22 protein-coding genes are annotated in these 25,342 nt (G+C 41.3%); 14 read left to right on the forward strand and 8 right to left on the reverse strand.

Annotated features, from left to right (window positions below; translation table 11 throughout):
* Positions 1-47 precede the first annotated feature (47 nt).
* The gene (locus OFY17_RS07575) at positions 48-1,199 is read right to left on the reverse strand and encodes a patatin-like phospholipase family protein (protein WP_263530123.1); all 1,152 of its coding nucleotides are present in this window, start codon (positions 1,197-1,199) and stop codon (positions 48-50) included.
* A 192-nt stretch (positions 1,200-1,391) separates the two neighbouring features.
* Between OFY17_RS07575 and pgm the strand changes: the two genes are divergently transcribed.
* On the forward strand, positions 1,392-3,035 hold the full coding sequence (gene pgm, locus OFY17_RS07580) for a phosphoglucomutase (alpha-D-glucose-1,6-bisphosphate-dependent) (RefSeq protein ID WP_263530124.1): 1,644 nt from the start codon (positions 1,392-1,394) through the stop codon (positions 3,033-3,035).
* Between the two features lie 68 nt (positions 3,036-3,103).
* Here pgm and OFY17_RS07585 read toward each other — a convergent pair whose 3' ends face one another.
* The 3 genes from OFY17_RS07585 to OFY17_RS07595 all read right to left on the reverse strand — a co-directional run bounded on the left by OFY17_RS07585 (position 3,104) and on the right by OFY17_RS07595 (position 5,346).
* Positions 3,104-3,331, reverse strand: a complete 228-nt coding sequence (locus tag OFY17_RS07585; protein ID WP_263530125.1) for a hypothetical protein — start codon at positions 3,329-3,331, stop codon at positions 3,104-3,106.
* A 15-nt stretch (positions 3,332-3,346) separates the two neighbouring features.
* Positions 3,347-4,495 carry a Na/Pi symporter gene (locus tag OFY17_RS07590; protein WP_263530126.1) on the reverse strand — a complete coding sequence of 383 codons (1,149 nt, stop codon included), beginning with the start codon at positions 4,493-4,495 and terminating at the stop codon, positions 3,347-3,349.
* 110 nt (positions 4,496-4,605) lie between these two features.
* On the reverse strand, positions 4,606-5,346 hold the full coding sequence (locus OFY17_RS07595) for a spermidine synthase (protein ID WP_263530127.1): 741 nt from the start codon (positions 5,344-5,346) through the stop codon (positions 4,606-4,608).
* A 172-nt stretch (positions 5,347-5,518) separates the two neighbouring features.
* Between OFY17_RS07595 and OFY17_RS07600 the strand changes: the two genes are divergently transcribed.
* The 11 genes from OFY17_RS07600 to OFY17_RS07650 all read left to right on the forward strand — a co-directional run bounded on the left by OFY17_RS07600 (position 5,519) and on the right by OFY17_RS07650 (position 20,889).
* Positions 5,519-6,499: a 1-aminocyclopropane-1-carboxylate deaminase/D-cysteine desulfhydrase gene (locus tag OFY17_RS07600; protein WP_263530128.1), complete on the forward strand. Its 981-nt coding sequence runs from the start codon at positions 5,519-5,521 to the stop codon at positions 6,497-6,499.
* A gap of 130 nt (positions 6,500-6,629) precedes the next feature.
* Positions 6,630-7,511, forward strand: a complete 882-nt coding sequence (locus OFY17_RS07605) for an NAD(+) kinase (RefSeq protein WP_263530129.1) — start codon at positions 6,630-6,632, stop codon at positions 7,509-7,511.
* Between the two features lie 50 nt (positions 7,512-7,561).
* Complete coding sequence (locus OFY17_RS07610; RefSeq protein ID WP_263530130.1) at positions 7,562-8,440, forward strand: rhomboid family intramembrane serine protease; 879 nt, start codon at positions 7,562-7,564, stop codon at positions 8,438-8,440.
* A 35-nt stretch (positions 8,441-8,475) separates the two neighbouring features.
* Positions 8,476-8,754, forward strand: a complete 279-nt coding sequence (locus OFY17_RS07615) for a YeaC family protein (RefSeq protein WP_263530131.1) — start codon at positions 8,476-8,478, stop codon at positions 8,752-8,754.
* Entirely contained in the window at positions 8,754-9,578 is an 825-nt protein-coding gene (locus tag OFY17_RS07620) for a DUF2797 domain-containing protein (RefSeq protein WP_263530132.1), read from the forward strand. Before OFY17_RS07615 ends, OFY17_RS07620 begins: the two co-directional genes overlap by 1 nt.
* Before the next feature lie 10 nt (positions 9,579-9,588).
* Entirely contained in the window at positions 9,589-12,222 is a 2,634-nt protein-coding gene (gene pepN / locus OFY17_RS07625; RefSeq protein ID WP_263530133.1) for an aminopeptidase N, read from the forward strand.
* Between the two features lie 163 nt (positions 12,223-12,385).
* Positions 12,386-14,047, forward strand: coding sequence for a coiled-coil domain-containing protein (locus tag OFY17_RS07630; RefSeq protein WP_263530134.1), 1,662 nt, complete (start codon positions 12,386-12,388; stop codon positions 14,045-14,047).
* A gap of 147 nt (positions 14,048-14,194) precedes the next feature.
* On the forward strand, positions 14,195-17,929 hold the full coding sequence (gene metH, locus OFY17_RS07635; RefSeq protein WP_263530135.1) for a methionine synthase: 3,735 nt from the start codon (positions 14,195-14,197) through the stop codon (positions 17,927-17,929).
* A gap of 117 nt (positions 17,930-18,046) precedes the next feature.
* Positions 18,047-18,655 carry a cob(I)yrinic acid a,c-diamide adenosyltransferase gene (gene cobO / locus OFY17_RS07640; protein WP_263530136.1) on the forward strand — a complete coding sequence of 203 codons (609 nt, stop codon included), beginning with the start codon at positions 18,047-18,049 and terminating at the stop codon, positions 18,653-18,655.
* Between the two features lie 98 nt (positions 18,656-18,753).
* A complete protein-coding gene (locus OFY17_RS07645) occupies positions 18,754-19,110 on the forward strand; it encodes a RidA family protein (RefSeq protein WP_263530137.1) in 357 nt (118 codons plus the stop codon).
* A gap of 192 nt (positions 19,111-19,302) precedes the next feature.
* Positions 19,303-20,889, forward strand: coding sequence for an ABC-F family ATPase (locus OFY17_RS07650; RefSeq protein WP_263530138.1), 1,587 nt, complete (start codon positions 19,303-19,305; stop codon positions 20,887-20,889).
* Between the two features lie 76 nt (positions 20,890-20,965).
* On the opposite strand, the gene OFY17_RS07655 is transcribed toward OFY17_RS07650, so the two are convergent.
* The 4 genes from OFY17_RS07655 to OFY17_RS07670 all read right to left on the reverse strand — a co-directional run bounded on the left by OFY17_RS07655 (position 20,966) and on the right by OFY17_RS07670 (position 24,172).
* Positions 20,966-21,808 (reverse strand): MOSC domain-containing protein, encoded by an 843-nt coding sequence (locus OFY17_RS07655; RefSeq protein ID WP_263530139.1) that lies wholly within the window; start codon positions 21,806-21,808, stop codon positions 20,966-20,968.
* Between the two features lie 95 nt (positions 21,809-21,903).
* Positions 21,904-23,070 carry a type III PLP-dependent enzyme gene (locus OFY17_RS07660; RefSeq protein WP_263530140.1) on the reverse strand — a complete coding sequence of 389 codons (1,167 nt, stop codon included), beginning with the start codon at positions 23,068-23,070 and terminating at the stop codon, positions 21,904-21,906.
* A gap of 265 nt (positions 23,071-23,335) precedes the next feature.
* The gene (locus OFY17_RS07665) at positions 23,336-23,752 is read right to left on the reverse strand and encodes a DUF6691 family protein (protein ID WP_263530141.1); all 417 of its coding nucleotides are present in this window, start codon (positions 23,750-23,752) and stop codon (positions 23,336-23,338) included.
* A 15-nt stretch (positions 23,753-23,767) separates the two neighbouring features.
* Positions 23,768-24,172, reverse strand: coding sequence for a YeeE/YedE family protein (locus OFY17_RS07670; protein WP_263530142.1), 405 nt, complete (start codon positions 24,170-24,172; stop codon positions 23,768-23,770).
* Between the two features lie 187 nt (positions 24,173-24,359).
* On the opposite strand from OFY17_RS07670, the gene OFY17_RS07675 reads away from it, so the two are divergent.
* Entirely contained in the window at positions 24,360-24,851 is a 492-nt protein-coding gene (locus OFY17_RS07675; RefSeq protein ID WP_263530143.1) for a DUF6942 family protein, read from the forward strand.
* On the forward strand, positions 24,836-25,282 hold the full coding sequence (locus tag OFY17_RS07680) for a tellurite resistance TerB family protein (RefSeq protein ID WP_263530144.1): 447 nt from the start codon (positions 24,836-24,838) through the stop codon (positions 25,280-25,282). Before OFY17_RS07675 ends, OFY17_RS07680 begins: the two co-directional genes overlap by 16 nt.
* The last annotated feature ends 60 nt before the right edge of the window (positions 25,283-25,342 follow it).

Below are 25,342 nucleotides of genomic sequence, written 5' to 3' on the forward strand. Positions count from 1 at the left end.
TTGTTCACTGTTTCCAATTCTCTGTTCACTCTAAACTGATAAACGCATTATTCTTCTAGCTCATCTTTAAAAAATGCCAATATTCGATCTTTTTCCCACATGGCGTCTTTATAGCCCAATTCAATAAGCGCTTTGCAAAATGGCGGGGTGAATAGTAAATAGCTAGCGGCGGAGCTAACTTTTGAAGTAGAAGAGCTACCAGCGGCTTTAAGCAGAACGCGAATGTTTTTTGGTAAGGTGTGTAAGTAATGGTGGGCGATTTCATTGAGTGCTTCTGAAGGCGAAACAATCAAGGTGTTCATAGGTAATTTGGCTTGTTTTAACTGTTTTTCTTCTGGCAGCTCACTAATCAAGTTATTTACCAATTCCAGCTGACTAATGTCCTCTTCGAGATTATCTATGAAGGCACTGTTTAAGAGTTGCCCTAAAATCTGACTCAGGCTAGGAGCCGTTACTTCTTCAACTGACTCTTCACTGGTCCATTTCTGCGGTGCTCTGTTACCACTCACACCAATGATGAAAAGTTTCTCAGCACCTAATTGAATGGCAGGGGTAATGGCAGACTTTTGTCTTATCGCACCATCACCATAATAGTGTTTGCCTACCTTCTGAGCGGGAAACAACATAGGAATCGCGCTCGATGCTAGTAGGTGCTTGACTGATAGGTCTTGTTTTATACCGTGGCTTCTTGACTTGATCCACTCATCAAAACCATTACGTCCTTTAAAAAAAGTGGTGGATTTTCCCGTTGTATAGCTCATGGCGGTTATGGCTAGGGCTGATAAGTTTTGGTTTTCGATGGCTTTGTCTATTTTGGTAAAGTCTAAATTTTGGCTTAGCAGAGCCTTTAAAGGCGAGTTGTCCATCAGAGCTAATGCCGAAGGGTTATTGTGGGAGTGAAATAGGGACAGTAAGGCTTTGGTTAAAGAACTAACCATAGGCCACCTATCAAGTGAATAGACCTGATCTGGAGTGAGGTGGCTCCATACATGGGAAAGTCGAGAGGTGGCCTTGGTGAAATTATGGGCATGGCAAGCCAGCATAGTGGCGTTAAGTGCCCCTGCGGAGGTTCCGCATAATATGGAGAAGGGGAGCTTATTATTCTCTGGGAGAATTTTCCCCATGGCAGATAAAACACCTACTTGATAGGCCGCTCGGGCGCCACCGCCAGATAGAATTAATGCGTCGTTACTTTTCATATCAACCCCGCTTAGTCTGTAGAGTTGTACTTATGTTTTATAAGGATTCTTTGTTTTATCAATTAATTATAGTATCGAGTGTAACTTTTAGAGCGCATGTAAATTTATGTTGCGTGTTCTGTCGTTGAAACTCATCTGAATTTAAGGGAGACTGTAAGAAATAATTTCAAAGACTCAATAGGTGTAAATAATATGGCAATTCACCCTCTAGCTGGACAGCTAGCCCCGCACGATTCTCTTGTAAATTTACCTGAACTATTAACTTCCTATTACTTAAAGAAGCCCAATGTCGAACATAATGCGGAAGAGCGTGTTAGCTTTGGTACATCTGGACATCGTGGTAGCGCGTTATCTGTCAGCTTCAATGAAAATCACATCCTTGCTATTTCTCAAGCGATTGCTGAATACCGCTTATCACAAAACATCACAGGCCCATTGTATGTGGGTAAAGATACACATGCTCTATCAGAAGCGGCTTTCCAAACAGTTCTTAGTGTACTGACTGCCAATGGTGTTCGTGTGAGAGTTCAACTGAATGGTGGCTTTACACCGACACCTGTTATTTCTCATGCTATTTTGACACATAACCAAACTCAATCAGACACAAGTGATGGCTTAGTGATCACGCCTTCCCATAACCCGCCGGAAGATGGTGGTATCAAATACAATTCTTCGAAAGGTGGCCCCGCGGACAAAGAGATTACCGATTGGGTTGCAAAAAGAGCCAATGATTTACTGCTTGCAAATCTTGTGGATGTGAAAACTTTTTCGCAAGAAGAAGTGAATGCTAGTGGTTTAATTGAAGAGTTTGATTATATCTCTCATTATGTCAATGATCTAGAAAACGTAATTGACATGGAGGTCATCGCTAAGGCAAATATTCGTATTGGTGTTGACCCAATGGGAGGTTCGGGTATTCACTACTGGAAGCCTATCGCGGAACGTTATGGCTTAGATATTACGGTTGTTAATACAGAAGTTGATCCTACCTTTAGGTTTGTTCCCGTAGACAAAGACGGTCGTATTCGTATGGACTGTTCTTCACCTTATTCAATGAGTGGCTTATTAAAGCTAAAAGATGACTTTGATATCGCTGTTGGCAATGACCCAGATTATGACCGTCACGGTATTGTGTGTGCTCAGTCTGGTTTAATGAACCCTAATGCCTACCTAGGTGTTGCCATTGAATATCTCTCTCAACACAGGTCTTTATGGTCGAAAGATATCCAATTTGGCAAAACACTTGTTTCTAGTGGCATGATAGACAGAGTCATCAAGGGTGTGAATGCAACACTTTGTGAAGTGCCTGTAGGTTTTAAGTGGTATGTTGAAGGCATGTATGAAGGTGCTATGGCCTTTGGTGGGGAAGAGAGCGCAGGCGCATCTTTCCTCAGAAAAGATGGCAAAGTTTGGACAACGGATAAAGACGGTTTCATTCTCGCTCTTTTGGCTGCAGAAATATTGGCAGTAACAGGTAAAGACCCTCATAGCCTTTACATGGAGCAAGTCGAAAAATATGGTAAGCCTTTCTACAAGCGTATTGATGTTGCAGCGACACCAGCGCAAAAAGCTATTCTTGGTGCATTAGATACTAAGAACGTTACGCAAACTGAGCTAGCAGGGGAGACAATAACAAGTGTGCTTACCCATGCGCCAGGTAATGGTGCTGCTATTGGTGGTCTAAAAGTTTCTACAGAAAATGGCTGGTTTGCAGCTCGCCCATCCGGCACTGAAAACGTCTATAAGATCTATTTGGAAAGCTTTATTTCTGAGCAGCATTTAGCTGAATTAGAAGAGGAAGCTAAGAGCTTAGTAAGCAGTGTCTTAAATGCTTAAAGCTTAATGTCATAAATAAAAAAAAACCCAGTCTTCATATGAAGACTGGGGATTTTTTATTGAAAAATTTATGACTTGTTTTTCTTTGACTCTTCAACAAGGTAAGCAATAAAGTTTTTAATGCTTGTTAAGTTAAACTCAGCGCTTGTCATGTGCCTATCTAAGTCGATAATGGCATGCTCCTGTTTAAGGTGCTCACGACGAGTTACTTCTTCTTTTAACTCTTCTAACGTTTGTTGAGTCTCATTAATGAGCTTATTCAACCTTTCCGTAGTGATAACTTGTAAATTTTCCATATGATCTTCTCCTTCTTAAATTAGGCTACTAACACCAAGGCATAAAGCAGGTACAAAGAAAAATACAGCAAGAATATAAGCTAGCGCTGCGAACTTGTTCTCGGCAGCGGTGGCGCCTAAAGCTTCTGCTGCTCTAACAGGAATATCGCGAAGCATAGGAAGGCCGTAAATCACGATGACACCAATGATGTTATACACAAGGTGAATAAAAGCGATCTGTAATGCGGCTTCGGCATTACCTGTTGCGGCTGTTGCTGCAAGTACTGCAGTAACACAGGTTCCAATATTGGCACCTAAAGTGAAAGGGTAGATATCCTTCAAGCGGAAAGCACCAGAGCCAGCCAGAGGTACCATTAAAGAAGTTGTTGTAGAAGAAGATTGAACCAGAATGGTGACCAAGGTGCCGGAAGCAATGCCAGATAAAGGGCCACGGCCAATAGCCGTATGCATGATGTCCTTCGCTCTGCCAACCATCAATTTCTTCAGCAATTTACCAACAATCGTAATACTGATGAAGATTAAAACGATGCCAAGGATAATAAGTGTAATGCCACCAATTTGATCCCCTAGTGAGGAAGTCATGCCTTTAAAAGTATTGACCACAGGTGCCGTAGCCGCTTTTATAAAGTTAAAACTCTTAATTGAAGCGTCACCAGAGCCGTAAAACAATCCTGACATCCAGCCGCCCAATTTCTCTAAAATGCCGAAGGCAATCTCCAAAGGTAAGAAAATAGCAACTGAGAGTAAGTTGAAAAAGTCGTGGACAGTAGCAGCAGAAAAAGCACGTTTAAATTCTTCTTTTGCTCTCACGTGACCTAGAGAAACAATGGTGTTTGTAATAGATGTGCCAACGTTTGCTCCCATTACCATAGGCACCGCCAGTTCAACGGGAAGACCACCCGCTACTAAACCGACAATGATAGAAGTAACGGTAGAGGATGATTGAATTAAGGCTGTTGCCACAATGCCGACAACTAAACCCGCAAATGGGTTACTTGCAAAAGCAAAAAGCTCTTTCGCTTGTCCACCTGCAGCCAGTTTAAAACCTCCGCCAATCATGCCTACGGCACATATTAGAAGATAAACTAAAAAGGCCACCATGGCCCACTGGGTATAGCTTTCTATATCGCTTTTATTTTGCAGCGCTGCTTGATTGTTTTCCATAATCGTAGATACCTAATAGTTAATTGGTAGCTGCGATTTTAGGCTTCATGCTTTGCAGTTATGTGACAGATAAATAGTAAAAATGTGACACTCTTTAGCTCAGCTACGACCTAAATATTTGTTAGTCTAGATAGCCATTTGCTTAAAGGAATATCAAGCTTTTGACTCAGCTTGTTTGCTTGACTCTTAAGTTCTTTATTGGAAATTGTACTTACTTGTTTCCCAGCTAAAATCACCCAGTTACCCGTGCCTGTGTCTAAGGCTCTAATATCTGAAAAATGTATTCTTAACAGGTCATGTAAATCATCACTATCATGTCCCCCTGTCCAGCAATTCAGAATGAGCCAGCCATTTTCCTTAATATTTCTTGCGCAATTTTCAATGAAAGATGTTTTTAAAACTTGCCTGTCCATGCCTTCTGCGTGGTAAATATCCGTCATCAGAAGATCGACCTTTTTACTTAAGCCTTTTTCTAAGTATTCTCCAGCATCAGCATGTTCTAAATGGATTCGCTTGCCTTTGGGTATCTTGAAGTACATTTCTGCAACATCTAACACTTCTTGTCTCAATTCAACGGCGGTAATTTGAACACTTGGAACGGCATGATAAATAGCGTTAACCAGTGTGCCGCCACCTAGTCCTAAAATACAGACTCTTTTAGGCTGGCAAAATAATAATGAGAGAGCCATAGCCTGAGTGTATTCATGTTGGAGAACATGGGGGGATGAAATGCGCATGCGGCTTTGTTCATCGCCTTCTGCAAAAGAAAGAATACGAAATTGACCATCGTCGAATACGCGAATCAGGCCAAATTCGTCGGCACTATCGTGTAAGAGAGTATGTTGACTCATTAAAGCCCTTAATATGCTTACCCTTTATAGAATAAGCCCTGTTAGAAAGTCAGTCCTGCTAAAAATAAAGTAAAACAGGGTAGTGAGTATTTGTTGGGGGTGAGATGTTATCAAAGAAGTGTTGTAAGATGTATTTTTTCGCTTATCTCTTCCGTAATGCTTGGAAATGCTCATGCCATTAATACACCCTGTTGATTTGTCTCGTCTATTAAAAGAAACCAATATTAAAGAGACAAACAGCCAAAACCTCCAGTTGGATATTTTTCGAGGAGACCTTGAGCATGAAGAGGCACCAGGCAATAAGTGGCACAAGTTACAACACCATTTGAAAGCAGCAAAACAACAAGGCGCCAAAGCGATTGCTACTTTTGGTGGACCTTTCTCAAACCATCTTCATGCCTTTAGTTCGACTCTAAAAGGGTCAGGTTTAAAAACACTGGCCGTTGTTCGCGGTGAATTACAGCCTCAACTCAACACTACGTTAAACGCTGTGATAGCAAATGGTGTTGAGCTGTGGCCTAGCTCGCGTCGTGATTATAAGTTGGCTATGGATGCGGAAGTGGTTCGAACCATTAACCGTTTATATGAGAACGTTTACTGGATTCCCGAAGGTGGGGGAGGTGAGTTAGGAGCGTTAGGGTGCATGGAATGGGCTGAGAATATTCACCGTCTTGATAGCCAATATGATGCATGGGTTGTGTCATCTGGTACAGGGACAACAGCAGCAGGGTTATTAGCTTACGAAGCGACACCGACATTGCATGTTATAAGTGCACTTAAAGGGGCGGAAGCACAAAAAGTAGAAATACTTAAACTTGCGGAAGAGATTGCCCAAAAAAACTATTTTCATCGGGAATCAGTGGAAGGTTCCATAATAAATAAACTCGCTGATAAATTATTTTTTTATTCAGATAAACACCATGGTGGATATGCCAAGCACAGTAATGAACTGACTGAGTTTATGAAAGAGTATGCAGAAGATAACTTTTATGCTCCCCTAGACCCAGTTTATACCTGCAAAAGTATGTATTTCATCATATCTGCCATGAAACAGGGTGTTTGGCCGTATTCACGTACATTATTTATTCATACTGGGGGAATACAGGGGTGGGGTGGATATTCAAATGATAAGAATCCATTTCTAAGTGCTTAACACCGTGGCGATATTCCTGTTCTTCATGTTAAAGTTGCTAAAAATGTTAGAGAGCTAATAAGCAAAGAGCTTCTTGGTTTATTTCTTCTCGCTAGGCATTCACTGAATACTGTATGGAAGAGAGTGAAGTATGAGTCTTTTTAGGCGCGTTGGTATTATTGCTCGTTTAGACAAGCCACAAATTCTAGATACCGTTAAAAAGCTGATGGAGTATTTAGAAAGTAAGGATATCTCCCCAGTTCTTGAAAACGAATTGGCAGCAATGATGCCTGGTATTAAAGTGGACGCCTCTGCTTTAAAAGAACTGGCAGATAATTGTGACATGGTTATGGTAGTTGGCGGTGATGGAAGTTTCCTAGGTGCAGCAAGAGCCATTTGTAACGACGATATTCCAGTTCTAGGTATTAACCGAGGTACCTTAGGCTTTCTGACAGATATCTCTCCCCATAATTTACAGGAAGAGTTAGACCCTATTTTTCGAGGCGAATATCACGAAGAGCAACGCTTCATGATAGAAGCCAAGGTAACGAGGCAAAATAAACCGAGTGGTGAAGGAATCGCCTTAAATGATTTGGTGCTACACCCCGGAAAATCTGCGCGAATGATACGTTTTGATCTATTTATTGATGATCAGTTCGTCATGAATCAGAAGTCAGATGGTCTGATCGTTGCCACACCAACAGGCTCTACTGCTTATGCATTATCTGCTGGTGGCCCGATTATGCTACCTAAATTAGACGCTTTGGTATTAGTGCCTATGCACCCACATACTCTAAGTAACCGTCCTATTGTGATCGATGCCAACGCAAAAATCCGTATTGTAGTATGTGAATCTAATCTAACTTATCCTAGTGTGAGTTGTGATGGTCAAATCAACATTACAGCCGCACCTGGTGATGAGATTCACATAACCAAAAAAGCAGGAAGTATTCGCCTTATCCACCCTAAAAATCACGATTTCTATAATGTCTGTCGAGATAAGTTAGGCTGGCAATCAAGCTATTTGCCTTAGGTTTCGCTGTTTAAGGCGTCAATTAACAAAGGTGTTGTTTAAAAAACTGCATGTATCCAGTTTATCGCTTTTCATCTACAGAAGACCCATCGCACTTAACGAAAGCGTTATGGCGTCATAAAATTGCCCATCAGATAGCTTTTAATGATGGGCATAATGAACTTTGGTTAAATGATCCCAATCAGTTAGATAAGGTTGAAGAGATTATAGCGCAATGGAAGCAAGACCCTTTATCCCTTGCTAGTGTAGAATTTGCTGCATCTACTTCTTCTGCTACTTCAGCTAAAGGCCAGAGTTTTTTTTCTCGCCCATTTCATACTCCCGTAACTCTTATACTGATTTTGTTGTCTGCATTTGTAGCTATGTTTACCCAGCTAGGTGCGGATTTAACTAAGGTAGGCTATTTCACTATTAGTGCTATAGAAGTACACGCAGGGCAGCTATATGCGTACAACTTACCAGATATATTTTCTACTGGTGAGTATTGGCGCTTGGTAACGCCTGCTTTTTTACATTTCGGCATTGTGCATTTAGTGTTTAACGCATTATGGATTTGGGATATTGGTCGCAGGTTAGAGTCTTTGTTGGGTTCCACCCTATGGCTGGTGGGTGTTTTGGTTATCGCGGTAGCAAGTAATGTTCTGCAATATTTGTTATCTGGATACCCTTTGTTTGGCGGCTTATCCGGTGTGGTTTACGGAATGATAGGTTTTGCCTACTTGTACCCAATATTAAATAAACAGGCCCCGAATATTATTAGCAAACCCTTATTAGCTTTTTTTGTTATCTGGCTTGGGGTGGGGTATACACCACTTCCTGAGTTGCTAGGTTTAGGTAGTATCGCTAATACCGCCCATGCCATAGGTCTCGCAACCGGCTTGTTACTGGCCTTGGTGTATGGCGTTATACATAAGCTTATATCGCGCTAACTAAACTAGCGGATTAAGAAGTAGAGAGAATAGAAATGAATTTTAAAGATATGATCGATAATATGTCACCCGAAGTCTATGCTAGCCTGAAGCAAGCCGTGGAGTTAGGTAAGTGGCCAAACGGTATAAAATTAACAGCTGAGCAAAAAGAACTGTGTATGCAGGCTGTGATTACATACGATTACGCTAACAAAGAAGAAACAGATCGTGTTGGTTACATCGACACTCAAGTTCATGATGCGTGTGATAGTAAAACAGGTACCAATGAGCATGAAACTATCAAGTGGGTCGATGGGCCAAAGGCGTCTAATTAATGCTGCAAGGTAATCTAAAAAAAATGTCGGCCGATGTGCACGACAACCAAGTTCAGTATTATTTAGAGCTCAATGGTGAGCGCGTTTTCGTCAATGAGTTACTTGGCGAAAAAGTGACTTTGCAGATAGATGGCACTATACATTGTACTAATTGTGGCAAGGTGACCAAAAAATCTTTTAGCCAAGGATTTTGTTTTAATTGTTTTCGTAAGTTAGCCGCATGCGACACCTGCATTATGAGCCCTGAAAAATGCCACTTTCATTTGGGCACCTGTCGTGAGCCAGAGTGGGCTGAAAGGTTTTGTATGCAAAGTCATTATGTGTACTTATCTAATACGTCTTCTTTAAAAGTGGGCATCACCCGTGGCGATCAATTGCCCACCCGCTGGATTGACCAAGGTGCGACGCAGGGTAGAGCACTATTTTCTGTAGAAAACCGCAGAATGTCCGGTCTAGTAGAAACCTTATTTAAAGCTCAGGTAGCAGACAAGACCAATTGGCGTAACATGCTAAAAGGCATTGATGTGGTTATGGACCTTGAACAAGAGCAAGAAAGACTAATTGAACAGGTTTATGAAGGATTGGATGCCTTACAGAGTGAGTTCGGTTTTCAATCCATTGTAGATTTGTCTGATAAGAACGAAACCTTCCAATTTCATTACCCAGTTTTGGAATATCCCACCAAAATTACCAGTTTAAATGCCGAAAAAACGCCTCGTATCGAAGGCACACTAATGGGTATCAAAGGCCAATACTGGATCCTTGATACTGGCGTGATTAACATTCGTAAATACACGGGCTACCAAGCAATACTCGAATTTTAGGAGAGAACCAGTGAAAGACAGCCAACCTTCAACGATTTACTTGAAAGACTATCAAGTTCCTCCTTACTTAATTGATAAGACAGAGCTCACATTTGACCTTGATGAAACAACAACCGTTGTGACTTCTCGATTGCATATGCGCCGTAACCCAGAATTCGGGTTATCGACCACGCCATTAGTGTTAGACAGCGGTGTCGATGTGAAGTTAATCGCTTTGGCAATTGATGATTACACCTTGCCAGAAGAAGAATATCGTCTAAGTGAAAACCAGCTAATCATATCAGCGACACCAGACGTATTTATCCTTACCTGTGAAACCTTGATTGAGCCTCAAAACAACACACGTTTGGAAGGCTTGTATCGCTCATCGTCCATGTTCTGCACCCAATGTGAAGCAGAAGGCTTCCGCCACATTACTTTCTATCTAGATCGTCCTGATGTGATGTCTATCTTCACAACGACCATTATCGGGGATGAATCTCGTTACCCTGTGATGCTGTCTAATGGTAACGAAATAGAACGCGGGAAAACGGATGAAGGCAAAACCTTCGTTGTTTGGCACGACCCATTTCCAAAGCCTGCCTACTTGTTTGCTTTAGTGGCAGGGGATTTAGAAGTTAAAAATGATGTCTTCGTCACGCAAAGCAATAAAGAAGTAAAACTGCAAATTTTCACTGAGTCTCACAATCTAGATAAAGTCGACTATGCCATGGAAGCACTAAAGCGCTCCATGCGTTGGGATGAAACCGCCTATGGTCGTGAGTACGATTTAGATATTTTCATGATAGTCGCTGTTGATGATTTCAATATGGGAGCCATGGAGAATAAGGGCTTAAATATCTTTAACTCTTCATGTCTTCTGGCAAGCCCAAAAACAACAACTGATGACAGTTACTTACGAGTAGAGGCCATTGTTGCCCATGAGTACTTCCATAATTGGTCAGGTAACCGAGTCACTTGTCGTGACTGGTTCCAGCTTAGCTTAAAAGAAGGTTTTACGGTTTTTCGTGATCAAAGCTTTTCAGCGGATATGCATTCAGAAACGGTTAAGCGTGTTGAGGATGTTTCCTTCTTAAGAACGGCTCAGTTTGCTGAAGACGCAGGTCCAATGGCTCACCCAGTAAGACCTGCATCATTTATTGAAATTTCGAATTTTTACACTCTTACGGTTTATGAAAAAGGATCAGAAATTGTTCGCATGATCCATACCTTGTTAGGTGCTGAAAAGTTCCGTGCTGGATCAGATTTATACTTCGAAAGACACGATGGACAAGCTGTTACCTGTGATGACTTTGTCTCTGCGATGGAAGATGCATCTGGAGTAGACCTTACTCACTTTAAACGTTGGTATTCTCAGTCGGGAACGCCAGTTATAGAAGTGACTGATGAGTTTGATGCTGCCTCAGGTGTATATCGCTTGACTATGACACAGCATACACCAGAGACAGCGGCGCAACCTGTAACGCTGCCATTACATATTCCTGTGAAGATGGGCTTGCTAGATCCAAATGGTCAGGAGATTTCTGCGTACTTTAATGGTCAAGAATCCCAAGAGCATGTTCTTCACTTAACTGCTGAAAGCCAAGTTTTTGAATTTACAGGTGTGACTACTCAGCCAGTACCGTCTTTGTTTAGAAGCTTCTCAGCACCAATAAAACTTCGTTATGATTATTCATCTGAAGACTTGTTATTGTTGATGTCTTCTGACTCTGATGGCTTTAATCGCTGGAGTGCAGCACAACAACTTGCAGTAAATGAATTGACTGTACTGATTAATCAAGCCATTGCCAAGCAAGCCTTGTCTATTGATTCTCAATTAGTAAAAGGTTTTAAAAATCTTTTAGAAAATAAAGAATTAGACCCAGCTATGGTGGCGCTCATTTTGGCATTGCCAAGTCAAGCTTACTTATCTGAATTGGCAGAAACTATCTATCCTGCGGCAATTAAAGAGGCAAGAGGCTTCTTCAAAAAACTTATTGCTAAAGAGTTAGAGGAAGACTTTGGAAGGCTTTATCGAGAACATCATTTAGAAGGAGAGTATTCTCCTCAAGCAAAAGATATAGCCCATAGATCATTAAAAAATATGGCTTTATCTTATTGGTTGGAAACAGATAGTGAGCTCGCTCATCAAACCGTAAAAACACAATTTGAAAGCGCGAACAACATGACAGATCAGTTTGCTGCCTTGTCGTCTGCTGTTCATAGTCAACATGAAGATGCGGAGAATATGTTGGCCTCGTTTTACGAGCAGTGGCAGCATGAGCCTTTGGTTGTTATCAAGTGGCTTATGTTAAGTGCTAATCAAGAAGCTGCAGACGCTTTATCTAGAGTGAAAGGTTTGATGGAGCATGAAGCGTTTGACTTAAAAAATCCTAACAAGGTTCGTTCTGTACTTGGTGGGTTTGGGCAAAACGTATCCGGTTTCCATCATGAAGATGGAAGTGGCTATGCCTTTTTGGCAGATCAGATTATTGTTTTAAATAAGCTTAATCCTCAAATTGCTTCTCGTTTATGTACGCCTTTGACTCGTTGGAAAAAGCTGCAGCCTGAATTGGGGCAGAAAATGAAAGGGCAACTTGAGCGTATTTTGAAAGAGGACCTTTCTAAAGATGTATATGAAGTGATTTCTAAGTGTCTAGCTTAGGGCTCACCTTATAATAAGTGGCGTTTTTTGATAGAACCTCGTATCTTAGTAATGAAAAGTATTAATGGTTTAGAGGTTCTATCTCCTTTTGCAATCTTATGTAATATCTGGCATAAGTGAGATGGTTTGTTATCAAAATTAAAATAATGATTGGAGGTGAGCGGTGAACACTTGTAGTAAGGCTTTGATTCCAATTTCTCTAGGTTTATTTATTTCGGCCTGTAGTACGACAAGTACTGAAGAAACGAATACTGCGGCTTTGTCCTCCCCTCAAGTTATTACAGATCAAGCTACTAACAATGATACGTTGCAGATATACAAGAACGATATTGCCAGCTTGAATTCAGAAAACGCCATACTTAGAGCAAAACTAAGTGCCAGAGAAGACGCTATTGCTAAGCTTCAACGTCAGCTAGACAGTAATAATGCCAAGTTAGACTCCTTGAGTTTGGCGCTAGATGAAAAAGAAGCATTAATAGCTTCTCTAGAGTCTCAGTCCATTAGTCCTTTACAAAAAGTGCGCTCTCTTCAACAAACTAACACACCGAATCAAACTTCCGTAGCGTCTCTTGCTTATGCTGATAACACCAGTACTTCTTCTGATGATGCCTCGAATAGCACAATTGCTTTAGTTAATGAGGCAGTTACTGCTTCTAATCTAGAGCAGTTGGCAGCGCTGGAAAAAGAAAAGCAATTAAGAGATGACCTTGAAGCTCAATACAATGCACTGAAGCTCAATAATGATGCTCTAATTAAGCGTATTGCAGAGCTAGAGAATGAAAACCTTTTATTGAAACAGCAAATTGAAGAGTTACATAGTCAGTCTTTGGACTCAGTAACATTGCAAAAAGACTATAACTCATTGCTCACTAAACATAGAGAGCTTCAAGATGAATTTGCCAAGCTCGAAGCTAGCTCAAATGTAACATTAGATGAGTTGGTATCTTTGCAGACAGCTAACGCGATTCAAGCAAAAGAGTTGGAAGATGCTCGTGATGAAATTGCAGCTCAAAAAGCGTTAAATCAGGCTCAAAAAATTAGGGAAGAAGAGCTCAATCAAGCTTACCTATTAAAAGAGCAAGAGTGGAATGATTTACTCGAACAGCAAAGACAAAAGCATCTAGCTGAGCTAGAGAAAGCTTTAGCTGAGAATCGACTTTATGAACGTAAGCTCAGCGTAATGGATGAGAAGCTTTTAGAGGTTCAAGAGGAAAACCTGCAACTATCTAGCTTACTTGCAGAAAAAGAAGCTGAATTGCTGGTAAAACAATCTGAAATCGACTCACTAGCGGTTGACTTGAATGAAGTTCGAAAAGAGCTGGATATCAAGGTGAACGACACCATTACTATGGCAGCCATAATGGATGCATTAGAAGCTCAAGTAAATGTCAGTCTACAGGGAATTGAATGGCAACTTCCTAATGAAATCGCATTGAATGATACGTTTGAGATTCTAGTATCTGCCAATGTTCAGCCTGCTATTGTAGGCCAAGCATTTCAGGCTGAGCTGGTTATAGATAGTGCCATTCAAATGATAAGTGACCCTATAGTTACAGCCTCTGTACAAAATGGGCGAGTGCAATGGCGCTGGCGTGTATCTGGCTTAAATGAAAGTCCAAACGCGGAACTTAACCTTTTCGTCAGTCAGCAAATTAATGTCCAAGGTAAAGTGATATCTAGGCAGGTATACAGAGGTGAAGAGACCTTGTCTCTGGTTAATACTGACGTTCTAGATAAATACGGTTTTTGGGCAGCGGCAATATTCTTGGGTTTGTTTGGTGGTTTCTTAGTTGGGCGCCTAAATAAATCTAAAAATGAGATTTAATCTCGTATTTCTTCGATAAAAACGGGGGCTAATTAGCCCCCACATCCACTTCTTTCGAATCATTCATTTTCTCATTACTATTTTTCAACCTAACCTAAACGCTTTTCGGTATAGTACGGTTGCAGATTATTTTTTGAGGTAGTGAGAGTGGTAAAGTCCGATTCGTATTCGATAATTGAAAAACGCTTAGCAGAAAACGTGTTAATCCTTGATGGTGCCATGGGTACCATGATCCAAGCCTATAAGCTTGAAGAAGAGGATTATCGAGGCGAGCGTTTCGCTGATTGGAAAAGTGACTTAAAAGGTAACAATGACCTCTTATCTCTTACTCAGCCAAAAATCATTAAAGATATCTATTCTAGCTACCTAGCGGCTGGTGCCGATATCATCGAAACCAATACATTTAACGCTAACTCGATTTCTATGTTGGACTACCACATGGAATCGCTTAGCTATGAGCTTAACTTTGAATCGGCTCGTTTAGCACGTGAAGCAGCAGATGAATTTACAAAAAACAATCCGGATAAACCAAGGTTTGTTGCTGGTGCCGTAGGCCCAACGAGTCGAACTTGTACTATCTCTCCAGACGTAAATGATCCGGGCTTTCGAAATATTCATTTTGATGAATTAGTAGAAGCTTACACTACTGCTGTAGATGGCTTAATTAAGGGTGGGGCAGATGTCCTGCTCATTGAGACCATTTTCGATACGTTAAATGCTAAAGCGGCTATTTATGCGGTTCTAGACTACTTCGAAAAGAACGGTGTTCGTTATCCTATTATGATATCCGGTACCATTACCGATGCATCGGGACGTACACTTTCAGGCCAAACGACAGAAGCTTTTTGGAACTCTATTGCCCACGCTAAACCTTTATCTGTTGGTTTAAACTGTGCCTTGGGCCCAAAAGAGCTTCGTCAATATGTGGAAGAGCTTTCACGCATTGCTGATACCCATGTTTCAGCTCATCCTAATGCAGGTCTTCCAAACGCCTTTGGCGAATACGATGAAACGCCAGAAGAAATGCTTGAAGAGATTCAAGGCTGGGTGGATTCAGGCTTCTTAAACATCGTCGGTGGTTGTTGTGGTACCGCTCCGGACCATATCAAGGCTTTTGCTGAGGCCTTTGAAAATGCAAAGCCACGAGTCATTCCTACTATTGAAAAGGCCTGTCGCTTATCCGGTCTAGAGCCATTTAATATTGATGGCAACAGCTTATTTGTGAACGTTGGTGAGCGTACCAATGTGACAGGCTCCGCTATGTTCAAGCGATTAATCAAAGAAGGTGACTTTGATACCGCCCTCGATGTGGCGCGCCAACAAGTTGAAAATGGTGCACAGATCATAGATATCAACATGGATGAGGGCATGCTGGACTCTCAAGGTGCTATGGAGCGCTTCTTAAAGTTGATTGCTTCTGAGCCCGATATTTCCCGTGTGCCAATTATGCTTGATTCCTCTAAGTGGGAAATTCTAGAAGCTGGCCTTAAGTGGATTCAGGGTAAGGGTGTTGTTAACTCGATCAGCATCAAAGAGGGTGAAGATAAGTTCAGAGAACAAGCTCGCACTCTTATGAAGTACGGCGCTGCCGTTATTGTAATGGCATTTGATGAAGTCGGTCAGGCCGATACCCGCGAGCGCAAAATAGAAATTTGTCGTCGATCTTATAACATTCTTGTTGATGAGGTGGGTTTTCCACCAGAAGACATTATTTTTGACCCAAATATCTTCGCCATTGCGACAGGTATTGAAGAGCATAACCGCTATGCATTGGATTTTATTGAAGCGACGGGAGATATCACTCGCGAGCTTCCTTATGCCAAAGTGTCAGGTGGTGTCTCTAACGTTTCCTTCTCTTTTAGGGGGAATAACCCAGTACGTGAAGCAATACACGCTGTTTTCCTTTTTCATGCGATTAAACAAGGCATGACAATGGGTATTGTTAATGCAGGGCAGTTAGCCTTGTATGAAGACATCCCAGTTAAATTACGAGATGCGGTGGAAGATGCGGTGCTGAACCGCACGCCAGATGCAACCGACAATCTATTGGCTATTGCTGGTGAGTTTGCTGGTAGTGGCGAAGTGGCAGAAAAAGAAACCCAAGAGTGGCGAAACTTGCCTGTTGCTGAACGCTTAAGTCATGCGTTAGTAAAAGGTATTACTGAATTTATCGATGAAGATACTGAAGAAGCTCGTTTGGCTTACCCTCGCCCGTTAGAGGTGATTGAAGGACCTCTAATGGATGGCATGAGTATCGTAGGTGACCTTTTCGGCTCCGGTAAAATGTTCTTACCACAAGTGGTTAAGTCTGCCCGTGTAATGAAAAAAGCCGTGGCTTATTTAATGCCCTTTATCGAAGAAGAAAAGGCGAGAAATATGGATACCGCTTCTTCAAGTAACGGCAAAATCGTTATGGCAACAGTAAAAGGCGATGTGCACGATATCGGTAAAAACATTGTTGGTGTTGTTCTGCAATGTAATAACTTTGAAGTGATCGATCTTGGTGTCATGGTGCCTGCTGAAACTATCCTTCGCACAGCAAAAGAAGAGGGTGCAGATATGATCGGCCTATCAGGTTTGATTACGCCTTCTTTGGACGAAATGGTCCACGTTGCAAAAGAAATGGAACGTCAGGGCTTTGATTTACCTGTGATGATAGGTGGTGCGACCACATCAAAAGCTCACACGGCAGTGAAAATCGAGCAAAACTACACGCGCAACCAAGTGGTTCATGTCACCAATGCATCCCGTAGTGTGGGTGTAGCGAGTACTTTGCTAAGTAAAGACCAAGAAAAGCGTCAGGCCTTTATCGATAAGGTTAAAGATGACTATGAGAAAACCCGTATTCGTTACAAAGATCGCTCAAAAGCGGGTCCTCGTGTTTCAATTGATAAAGCACGTTTAAATAAAACACCGATTGATTTCACTCAAGGTGTTAAACAGCCAAATAAGGTTGGGATGACCATTCTAACGGAAGACGATGTGGATCTGTCCGTAGTAAGAGATTACATAGATTGGACACCATTCTTCCGTACTTGGGAGCTTGCGGGTGCTTATCCGCGAATTTTAACGGATGAAGTAGTTGGTGAAGAAGCGACCCGAGTATATCAAGATGCACTCGATATGCTTGATGAAGTGATTGCTAGTAAATCTTTACAGGCTCGTGCTGTGATTGGTTTATTCCCAGCGAACCAAGTAAATGATGATGATATCGAAATCTATGCCGATGAATCCCGTACCGAAGTCATTGAGAAACTTTCTTTCTTGAGAATTCAAAATCAGCTTGGCGCACCGGGCAAATACAATCGTTGTTTAGCGGACTTCGTGGCACCAAAAGCGTCTGGTGTTGCCGATTACATGGGGGCATTTGCCTGTGCAGCAGGTTTTGGTATTGACCCATTAGTAGAGAAATATGAAGCAGATCACGATGACTATAACTCCATCATGATCAAAGCCGTTGCCGACCGACTGGCCGAAGCGACCGCAGAATACCTCCATGAAAAAGTACGTAAAGAGTATTGGGGTTATGCAGCCGATGAGACTTTATCAAATGAGCAGTTGATTAAGGAAAGGTATCAAGGAATACGCCCAGCACCGGGTTATCCTGCGTGTCCAGACCATACAGAAAAAGCCAAACTTTGGTCACTACTTGATGTTAAAGCCAACATAGATATGGATATCACAGAAAGCTTTGCCATGTTACCCACCGCAGCAGTTAGTGGCTGGTACTTTGCTCACCCTGATTCTACTTACTTTGGTGTTGGTAAGATTGGTCCTGATCAAGTGGATGATTACGCTGAGCGTAAAGGTATGAGTAAAGACGATGCAGAGCGTTGGTTGGCTCCTAACCTTGGTTATGACCCAGAAGACGATCGTATTTAATCGTTGTAATTCATGAGTCTCTGTAATCCAAATGCCCAGCGAGCTCGTACATAGAGCCATAATAGCTGGGCAATTTTTTGCCAATATATTCATAAAGTACCCGATAATGAGGAGCACATGGCTAAAACAATTAAAGATCCTGAATTGCACAAAAAACGCATGCAGGCGATTAAAACCCATGTTGATAAACGTATCGCCAAAGCTCAGGAAGATAAAGGCACTTTTGTGCTCTTGACGGGAAATGGGAAGGGCAAATCTAGCTCAGCGTTAGGTATGGTTGCCCGTGCCTTAGGCCATGGTTTGCGAGTCGGTGTTGTGCAATTTCTAAAAGGTGAGTGGAATACCGGCGAAATTGATTTTTTCAAAAGTCAGCAAGGTATACGTTGGGAAATAATGCCCGCGGGGTTTACATGGGAAACCCAAAATAGAGAAGCTGACATAGCTTCTTCCAAGGATGCTTGGCGTCATGCTTCTGAGATGCTATCAAGTACCGATTATGATTTGGTGGTATTAGATGAGTTAACTTACTTATTGCATTACGAGTATCTCGAAGAAGATCTAGTATTAGAAGCTCTCATGGCCAGACCAGAAAATCAGCACCTCGTAGTGACTGGTCGCGGCGCATCAGAAGCCCTCATCGAATTGGCGGACACTGTAAGTGAAATTAAAGAAGTGAAACATGCTTTTAAAAGAGGCATAAAGGCTCAAAAAGGTTTGGAGTTTTAAAGAAACAAAAAAGTGCTGGAAATCTCTTCCTTTTTTTGTTCTTATTTCTGCTGGTTTTTTTACACAAGTACTTATTTTTCTATCTGATAGAGGGTTATATGCCAACGATTGAACGAATGGATATTGGTCAACGTATGAGTCAAATCGTGAAACATAACGAGACTGTATACCTTTGTGGGCAAGTTGCCGAAGATGCTAATCAGGATATAGGCGAACAAACGCAAACTATGCTTGATAAGGTCGATAGCTTGTTAGAAAAATCAGGCTCCGATCGATCTTATATTCTTTCCGCTACAATCTACTTAAGAGATATGAATGATTTTGACGCTATGAATGCGGTTTGGGATCAGTGGATTCCCGAAGGTCATGCCCCTGCAAGGGCTTGTGTTGAAGCGAAAATGGCAAGGCCTGAATTATTAGTAGAAATCTCCGTGATAGCGGCTCTTAAGGAATAAAGGTTTTAATATGTGAGGTAGCTTCTCTTTCTGCCTCACAATACTTAATCTCACATCTAATTTATCTCCATTTCTTCCTGCAAATAAGACATTTGACTTAAAGGTTAAGTGACTTCTGTGCGATAATGTCCCTCATCGTCTTACTACAAACTTTGTAGTGAATAATATTTTTATGTTGAGTGGAATAATACTTTGTTAACAACAGCCAATATCACCATGCAATTTGGTGCAAAACCTCTTTTTGAAAACGTATCTGTTAAGTTTGGCGAAGGAAAGCGCTACGGCCTGATTGGGGCAAACGGTTGCGGTAAATCTACCTTCATGAAAATACTGGGTGGAGATCTCGAGCCAAGTTCTGGTAATGTTTCTAAAGACCCAAATGAACGTTTAGGTAAACTGAAACAAGACCAGTTTGCTTATGAAGAGCATTCGGTTATTGATACCGTTATCATGGGGCATGAAGAACTTTGGGCGATTAAGTCTGAAAAAGACGCTATTTATGCCAACCCAGAAATGACGGAAGCAGATGGTTTACGTGCTGGCGACTTGGAAGCTGAATTTGCTGAAATGGACGGCTACACTGCTGACTCAAGAGCTGGTGAGTTACTATTGGGTGTAGGCATACCTACAGAGCAACATTACGGCTTGATGAGCGAAGTAGCACCCGGTTTGAAGTTACGAGTATTACTTGCACAAGCCTTGTTTTCTGACCCAGATATATTGTTACTTGATGAGCCTACCAACAACTTGGATATTAATACGATTCGCTGGTTGGAAGGTGTATTAGTTGAAAGAACATGCACCATGATCATCATTTCCCATGACCGTCACTTCTTGAACTCTGTCTGTACTAACATGGCTGACCTAGACTACGGTGAAATACGTCTGTTCTCTGGCAACTATGATGAGTACATGACAGCAGCGACGCAAGTAAGAGAGCGCCTATTAGCTGATAACGCGAAGAAAAAGGCTCAAATCAATGAGCTTAAATCTTTCGTTAGCCGCTTCTCTGCCAACGCTTCTAAATCTAAACAAGCGACCTCTCGAGCTAAGCAAATTGATAAAATTCAACTAGAAGACGTTAAGCCTTCTAGTCGTCAAAGTCCATTTATCCGTTTCGAGCAAGAAAAGAAACTCCACCGTCTTGCTGTACAGGTAGAGAATCTTGCTAAGTCCTATGACGAACAACTATTCAGTGGTCTTAACATGATGGTTGAAGTAGGTGAGCGCATTGCGGTAATCGGTCCAAACGGTATAGGTAAAACCACACTGTTGAAATGTTTAGTTGGCGATACTGAGCTAACGAAAGGTCAGGTTAAGTGGTCTGAAAATGCCAATATTGGTTACTATGCCCAAGACCATGCCCATGAATTTGAGAAAGATGTCGACCTAATTGAATGGATGGGGCAGTGGGGACAAGAGAGTGATGACGAGCAAGTCATTCGCGGCACACTTGGACGTTTATTGTTCTCTCAAAATGATATTAAGAAATCAGTCAAAGTGCTATCTGGTGGTGAGCAAGGTCGTATGCTTTTTGGCAAGATAATGCTGCAGAAGCCAAACGTATTGGTAATGGATGAGCCAACTAACCACATGGATATGGAATCCATTGAGGCCTTGAACCTAGCGCTTGAACATTACCCAGGTACGCTTGTGTTCGTCAGTCATGACCGAGAGTTTGTATCTTCCCTTGCAACACGCATTGTAGAAGTGACAAGCGATGGTATCGTTGATTTCCACGGCACTTATGATGAGTACTTAGCTAAGCTTGATGCTTAATCTGTATCTAGAATTAAAAAAGGAAGGCTATGCCTTCCTTTTTTGCGCCTCATAAAAGTAGTAAGAAATATAAATCTTATCTACGTCGTCTATCTAAGTATACTTCTGGTTCTTGATATTCCAGTACTTCTACTTGGTCGCCTTGATTAACAACACCAGAGTTTAGAGCAATCAGGTTTGACCCAAATGTAATGCCTTTATTCTTCAAAACTCGAAACTTACCAAGGGTTTTTAATGGTTCGCCTCTCTTATATCTTTCACCAGTTGCAGGATCTACAGTAATAAAAATACAACGTACACAAGGTTTAACGTTTTCAAATTCCACTTCACCGATTCGTATCCGCTTCCAGCTATCTTCCTCAAAAGGCTTATTGCCTTTTACCACTAAATTAGGGCGGAACTGCGCCATACTTGACTCGATGGTACAGTTATCATTTAACTCGGCTAGTGATGCTTCGGTAGTTAAGTGAAATGGGTAACCATCAGCAAAAGCAACAGGGGTATCCGGCTTTCTTTGAGTGAATCGCTCTGATTGTGAGCCGAAGAATACTAGTTGAACTTGTTTCTCTACAATATTACTAAACCAATCGTTCACGCCTTGAGCAGCAACTTGGGCTTCAAGTTCATCCTCCCAAATAATGACCTTTTTATAATCAGGCGTTAATTGGTCTGTATGAAAAATAAAGACATCATTTTTGCTCGGATGACTTAAGTGCCACTCAGTTGCGCTTACTTCATTTACTTGCACTTGTGTGAGGGTTGGTTTGTCTCGACCTGTAACAAACTCATTATTTTCATCCACCAACATATATTGGCGGTCATTTAATAATCCTGCTGAGGTTACTTGGCAACTATCTAGGGATACACCTTGAACGGATTTAATTGGGTAAATATTGATTTCACTTAAGGAGTAATCCATTTCAGTCCTCTTAGTTTTTTGGGGTAGCTATAAAAGTAAAAAGCCTTAGAAAGTGATTCTAAGGCTTTTGTTGTAAAATGGGTATGGCTTTTAGGTCATAAATAATATGATGTTAAAGGAGGAAAGCCGTTGAACTCGACTGCACTGTAGGTCGTTGTATAAGCGCCAGTGGAAAGCCAGAACATACGATCGCCAATTTCAAGATCAAGAGGTAGGCCGTACTTGTAATGTTCATACATAATATCTGCGCTATCACAGGTTGGCCCTGCAATAATAACTTCTTCTAGTTCGCCTTTTTTTTCAACATGAATTGGGTATTTAATAGACTCATCTAATGTTTCAATGAGGCCTGAAAATTTACCAACATCCGTATAAATCCAGCGATTTAGAGCTGTAGTTGATTTACGAGAAATCAAGACAACCTCGCTGACTAATACACCAGCATTTGAAATAAGCGAACGGCCGGGCTCTAAAATAATACGTGGCATTTTATCGCCAAAATCTTCTTCAAGAAATCGAGTGATCTCTTCGGCATAAGTGGCAAGTTCATTGGTTCTAGCTATGTAGTTAGCAGGAAAACCACCGCCCATATTAATCATCTCTAGCTCTATACCATCTTCTTCCTTTAGACGTTCAAAGATGACTTTAACGCTTGCGATAGCCGCATCCCATGCGCCTATATCACGTTGTTGAGAACCAACATGAAAAGAGACCCCATAAGGAGTTAGCCCTAATTCTTTTGCAAGAATAAGCAGATCCATGGCCATATCTGGACGACAGCCAAACTTTCTAGAAAGAGGCCAATCAGCAGTAACCGTACCTTCCGTTAAAATGCGCACATAAACATGTGAGCCTGGCGCTTGCTCCGCAATATTACGAAGGTCTGCTTCAGAGTCTGTTGCAAACATGCGCACGCCTTTTTCATAGAAATAACGTACATCTTTGGCTTTTTTGATGGTATTTCCGTAGCTTACTTGCTCTGGAGATACGCCGCCAATAGCCAGTAATTTGTCTAACTCATATCGAGATGCAACATCAAAATTTGAACCTCGATCTCGTAGTAATGTAAGGATTTCAGGTGCTGGATTAGCCTTGATAGCATAATAAATATCAGCTACTGGGAAGCCTTTCGTTAACTCAGAATAGGCTTCATCAATAATCTCAGTATCAATAACAACAAAAGGCGTTTCTTTTGTTTCTGCAAAAGCTTTGAATCGAGAGAAGCGCTCTGTACTATAAAATGAATGGACGTCAATGGTCATTAAGTTACCCCTTAAATGTGCAAAACATAAACCTTATGAAATACGTCCTAGCTTACCCCGTCCTCTTATGGCTGTTACTTATCCGGCATTATTAATTTGCGTTAATAAAGAGCCTTAAGCGACTAGCGCGGCAGTTGAATCGGTGCGGATTATGTTCAGCAATGACGCGATTCGCATAATAAACGCATAGGGGCTTGCGTCAAGTATTTTAGAATAAAAAAGAGCCCTATGATGCATCATAGGGCTCTTCAATATATGGGGGAATTTAATTGGTTACTTTGGTTTGCACGAAATGTAAGGCACTGCCAGCAATAAGGGCGGAGACGAAATATATGGCCTCAGCTGAGTTATTTGCTATAGCGGTAAGTCCAGGTCCTGGGCAGTAGCCAGATAACCCCCAACCAATACCAAATAGGCTGGCACCTAAAATGAGTTTGGAATCAATTTGTTTGAGTTTCGGAATGCTCCAATCATTAAAAAAGAGCGGTTTAGCGAGTCTTTTTTGAACCCTATAAGCACAGAGACCAACGCTAATAGCCCCCACCATCACAAATATTAATGATGGGTTCCACTCGCCAAAAATATTTAGAAAACCCAATACGACTGTTGGGTTAGCCATTTCTGAAACAGCTAAGCCTAAACCAAAGATTAGCCCTGATGTAAGAGAAATAAGAGCAAACATATTTTTTCCTAAAGATTAGATAAAAGAGGATATAAAAACAGTCAAAATGGCAGTGGCCATAAAAGTGACTGTAGCGATAATTGAGCGACCTGAAAGCCTAGATATTCCACAAACACCATGGCCGCTTGTGCACCCACCTCCTAATCGAGTTCCATAACCGACTAATAGTCCAGAGATGATTAGAAGAATAGGGCTTCTTGTTTCAGGGAAGGCTACAGTTTGCTCAACTAAAGAACCATAACTTGCACCACCGACAATTAAACCAATAATAAATAGTGCGGGTGCTAGTCGATCGCTTTTAAATAAGGCATTAGATAATATGCCGCTAACACCAGTAACACGACCCAAACACAATAAATAGATTAATGTGGCTAGCCCAATTAATGCTCCTCCTAGTAAGGGAGAGATAAAAAGTTCCATGTACTGCCTCTTATATTAGATATTTCTAATTACTATAAATTAGCAATATCTAATATTCAAGTGCTCTGTAATATTCGGGAGCTTTCTAATTTTCAAGATCTATAATATTTCATTAAATTTACATAGCTTTACTAGGGCAATTAAAGACTATTGATAATAGTCACGGTACCCTAATAGGCGAATATAAATGAGACCTGATATGAACGAGTTATCTCTTGGTGCTTCTGCTGATGATGCTGAGTGCATCTTCCTTTTACCCAATAAACCATTACTTCCCGAAGACGAAGAAGGGAAGCAATTAACATCAGCCGATGTTGCTCATATTATTGAATTGAACGGAAATCATTGGCGAAAGATTTTTACCATCATGGCAAAACTAGCCTCGCCATCTTCTGAAGATTGGCGCCAATTTAGAGACCTACAACTATTAGAAAAGGTAAGGTTGGTATTCTGTATTGAACAACTCGAAGATTTTTCTGGTCTGGTTTATCTAGTAGGGAATAGCTTTAAAGAGATTTTGCCTGTAAATGATCAGGCTTTAGCAGTTGGTGAAAAGCATACGGCTTATATTTATCAATCTCGTGTATGGTGCCCATACTTAGATTACCGACAATTCCCTAACATACTTGTAGAGTCATTACGTGAACACCTTAAGGAGCGACCATGTTTGCATCGTTAAAAAAATTATTCGCAGTGCCAGTAGAGTCTAAAGAACAAATATCCTACCAAAAGGCCGTAGCCGCCTTGTTAATGGAAGTCATGTTAGCTGACCATGAAGTGGACCAAAGTGAAGAAGCAGAAATTAAAAAGTTCTTACTTGAGTCAACAGATCTTGGTGATGAAATCGATGCGCTTTATGAAGAAACCATAGCGGGAGTGGAAGAGGCTAATGACCTTTATCAATTTACTAGAGTGATTAACTCCGTTGCGTCTATTGAGCAAAAGATGGAGCTATTAAAGGGTCTATGGCGAGTAGCCTTAGCAGACGATCATTTGGACTCCTATGAAGACCATAGAATACGACGAATCAGCGAATTACTTTTAATGCCCCATTCTGAATTTATCCAAGCTAAGTTGTTTGTTCAAAACGAAGTAGCTCAAGAGAAATAGTGTTCCGGATCTAATTACATATTTCCAATATTTATTTGCAAGAGCTGCACACGCCTATTT

The organism is Marinomonas sargassi, assembly GCF_025716875.1.
In the GTDB taxonomy this organism is placed as follows: Bacteria; Pseudomonadota; Gammaproteobacteria; order Pseudomonadales; family Marinomonadaceae; genus Marinomonas; species Marinomonas sargassi.

Coding starts and splice junctions, on each gene's coding strand:
- OFY17_RS07670 (WP_263530142.1), bottom strand. CDS start 24,172: ATGGAACTTTTTATCTCTCCCTTACTAGGAGGAGCATTAATTGGGCTA.
- OFY17_RS07655 (WP_263530139.1), bottom strand. CDS start 21,808: ATGGATTACTCCTTAAGTGAAATCAATATTTACCCAATTAAATCCGTT.
- OFY17_RS07620 (WP_263530132.1), top strand. CDS start 8,754: ATGCTGCAAGGTAATCTAAAAAAAATGTCGGCCGATGTGCACGACAAC.
- OFY17_RS07665 (WP_263530141.1), bottom strand. CDS start 23,752: ATGTTTGCTCTTATTTCTCTTACATCAGGGCTAATCTTTGGTTTAGGC.
- OFY17_RS07590 (WP_263530126.1), bottom strand. CDS start 4,495: ATGGAAAACAATCAAGCAGCGCTGCAAAATAAAAGCGATATAGAAAGC.
- OFY17_RS07585 (WP_263530125.1), bottom strand. CDS start 3,331: ATGGAAAATTTACAAGTTATCACTACGGAAAGGTTGAATAAGCTCATT.
- OFY17_RS07680 (WP_263530144.1), top strand. CDS start 24,836: ATGTTTGCATCGTTAAAAAAATTATTCGCAGTGCCAGTAGAGTCTAAA.
- OFY17_RS07595 (WP_263530127.1), bottom strand. CDS start 5,346: ATGAGTCAACATACTCTCTTACACGATAGTGCCGACGAATTTGGCCTG.
- OFY17_RS07600 (WP_263530128.1), top strand. CDS start 5,519: ATGCCATTAATACACCCTGTTGATTTGTCTCGTCTATTAAAAGAAACC.
- OFY17_RS07615 (WP_263530131.1), top strand. CDS start 8,476: ATGAATTTTAAAGATATGATCGATAATATGTCACCCGAAGTCTATGCT.
- OFY17_RS07675 (WP_263530143.1), top strand. CDS start 24,360: ATGAGACCTGATATGAACGAGTTATCTCTTGGTGCTTCTGCTGATGAT.
- OFY17_RS07645 (WP_263530137.1), top strand. CDS start 18,754: ATGCCAACGATTGAACGAATGGATATTGGTCAACGTATGAGTCAAATC.
- OFY17_RS07660 (WP_263530140.1), bottom strand. CDS start 23,070: ATGACCATTGACGTCCATTCATTTTATAGTACAGAGCGCTTCTCTCGA.
- OFY17_RS07605 (WP_263530129.1), top strand. CDS start 6,630: ATGAGTCTTTTTAGGCGCGTTGGTATTATTGCTCGTTTAGACAAGCCA.
- pgm (WP_263530124.1), top strand. CDS start 1,392: ATGGCAATTCACCCTCTAGCTGGACAGCTAGCCCCGCACGATTCTCTT.
- OFY17_RS07610 (WP_263530130.1), top strand. CDS start 7,562: ATGTATCCAGTTTATCGCTTTTCATCTACAGAAGACCCATCGCACTTA.
- OFY17_RS07575 (WP_263530123.1), bottom strand. CDS start 1,199: ATGAAAAGTAACGACGCATTAATTCTATCTGGCGGTGGCGCCCGAGCG.
- cobO (WP_263530136.1), top strand. CDS start 18,047: ATGGCTAAAACAATTAAAGATCCTGAATTGCACAAAAAACGCATGCAG.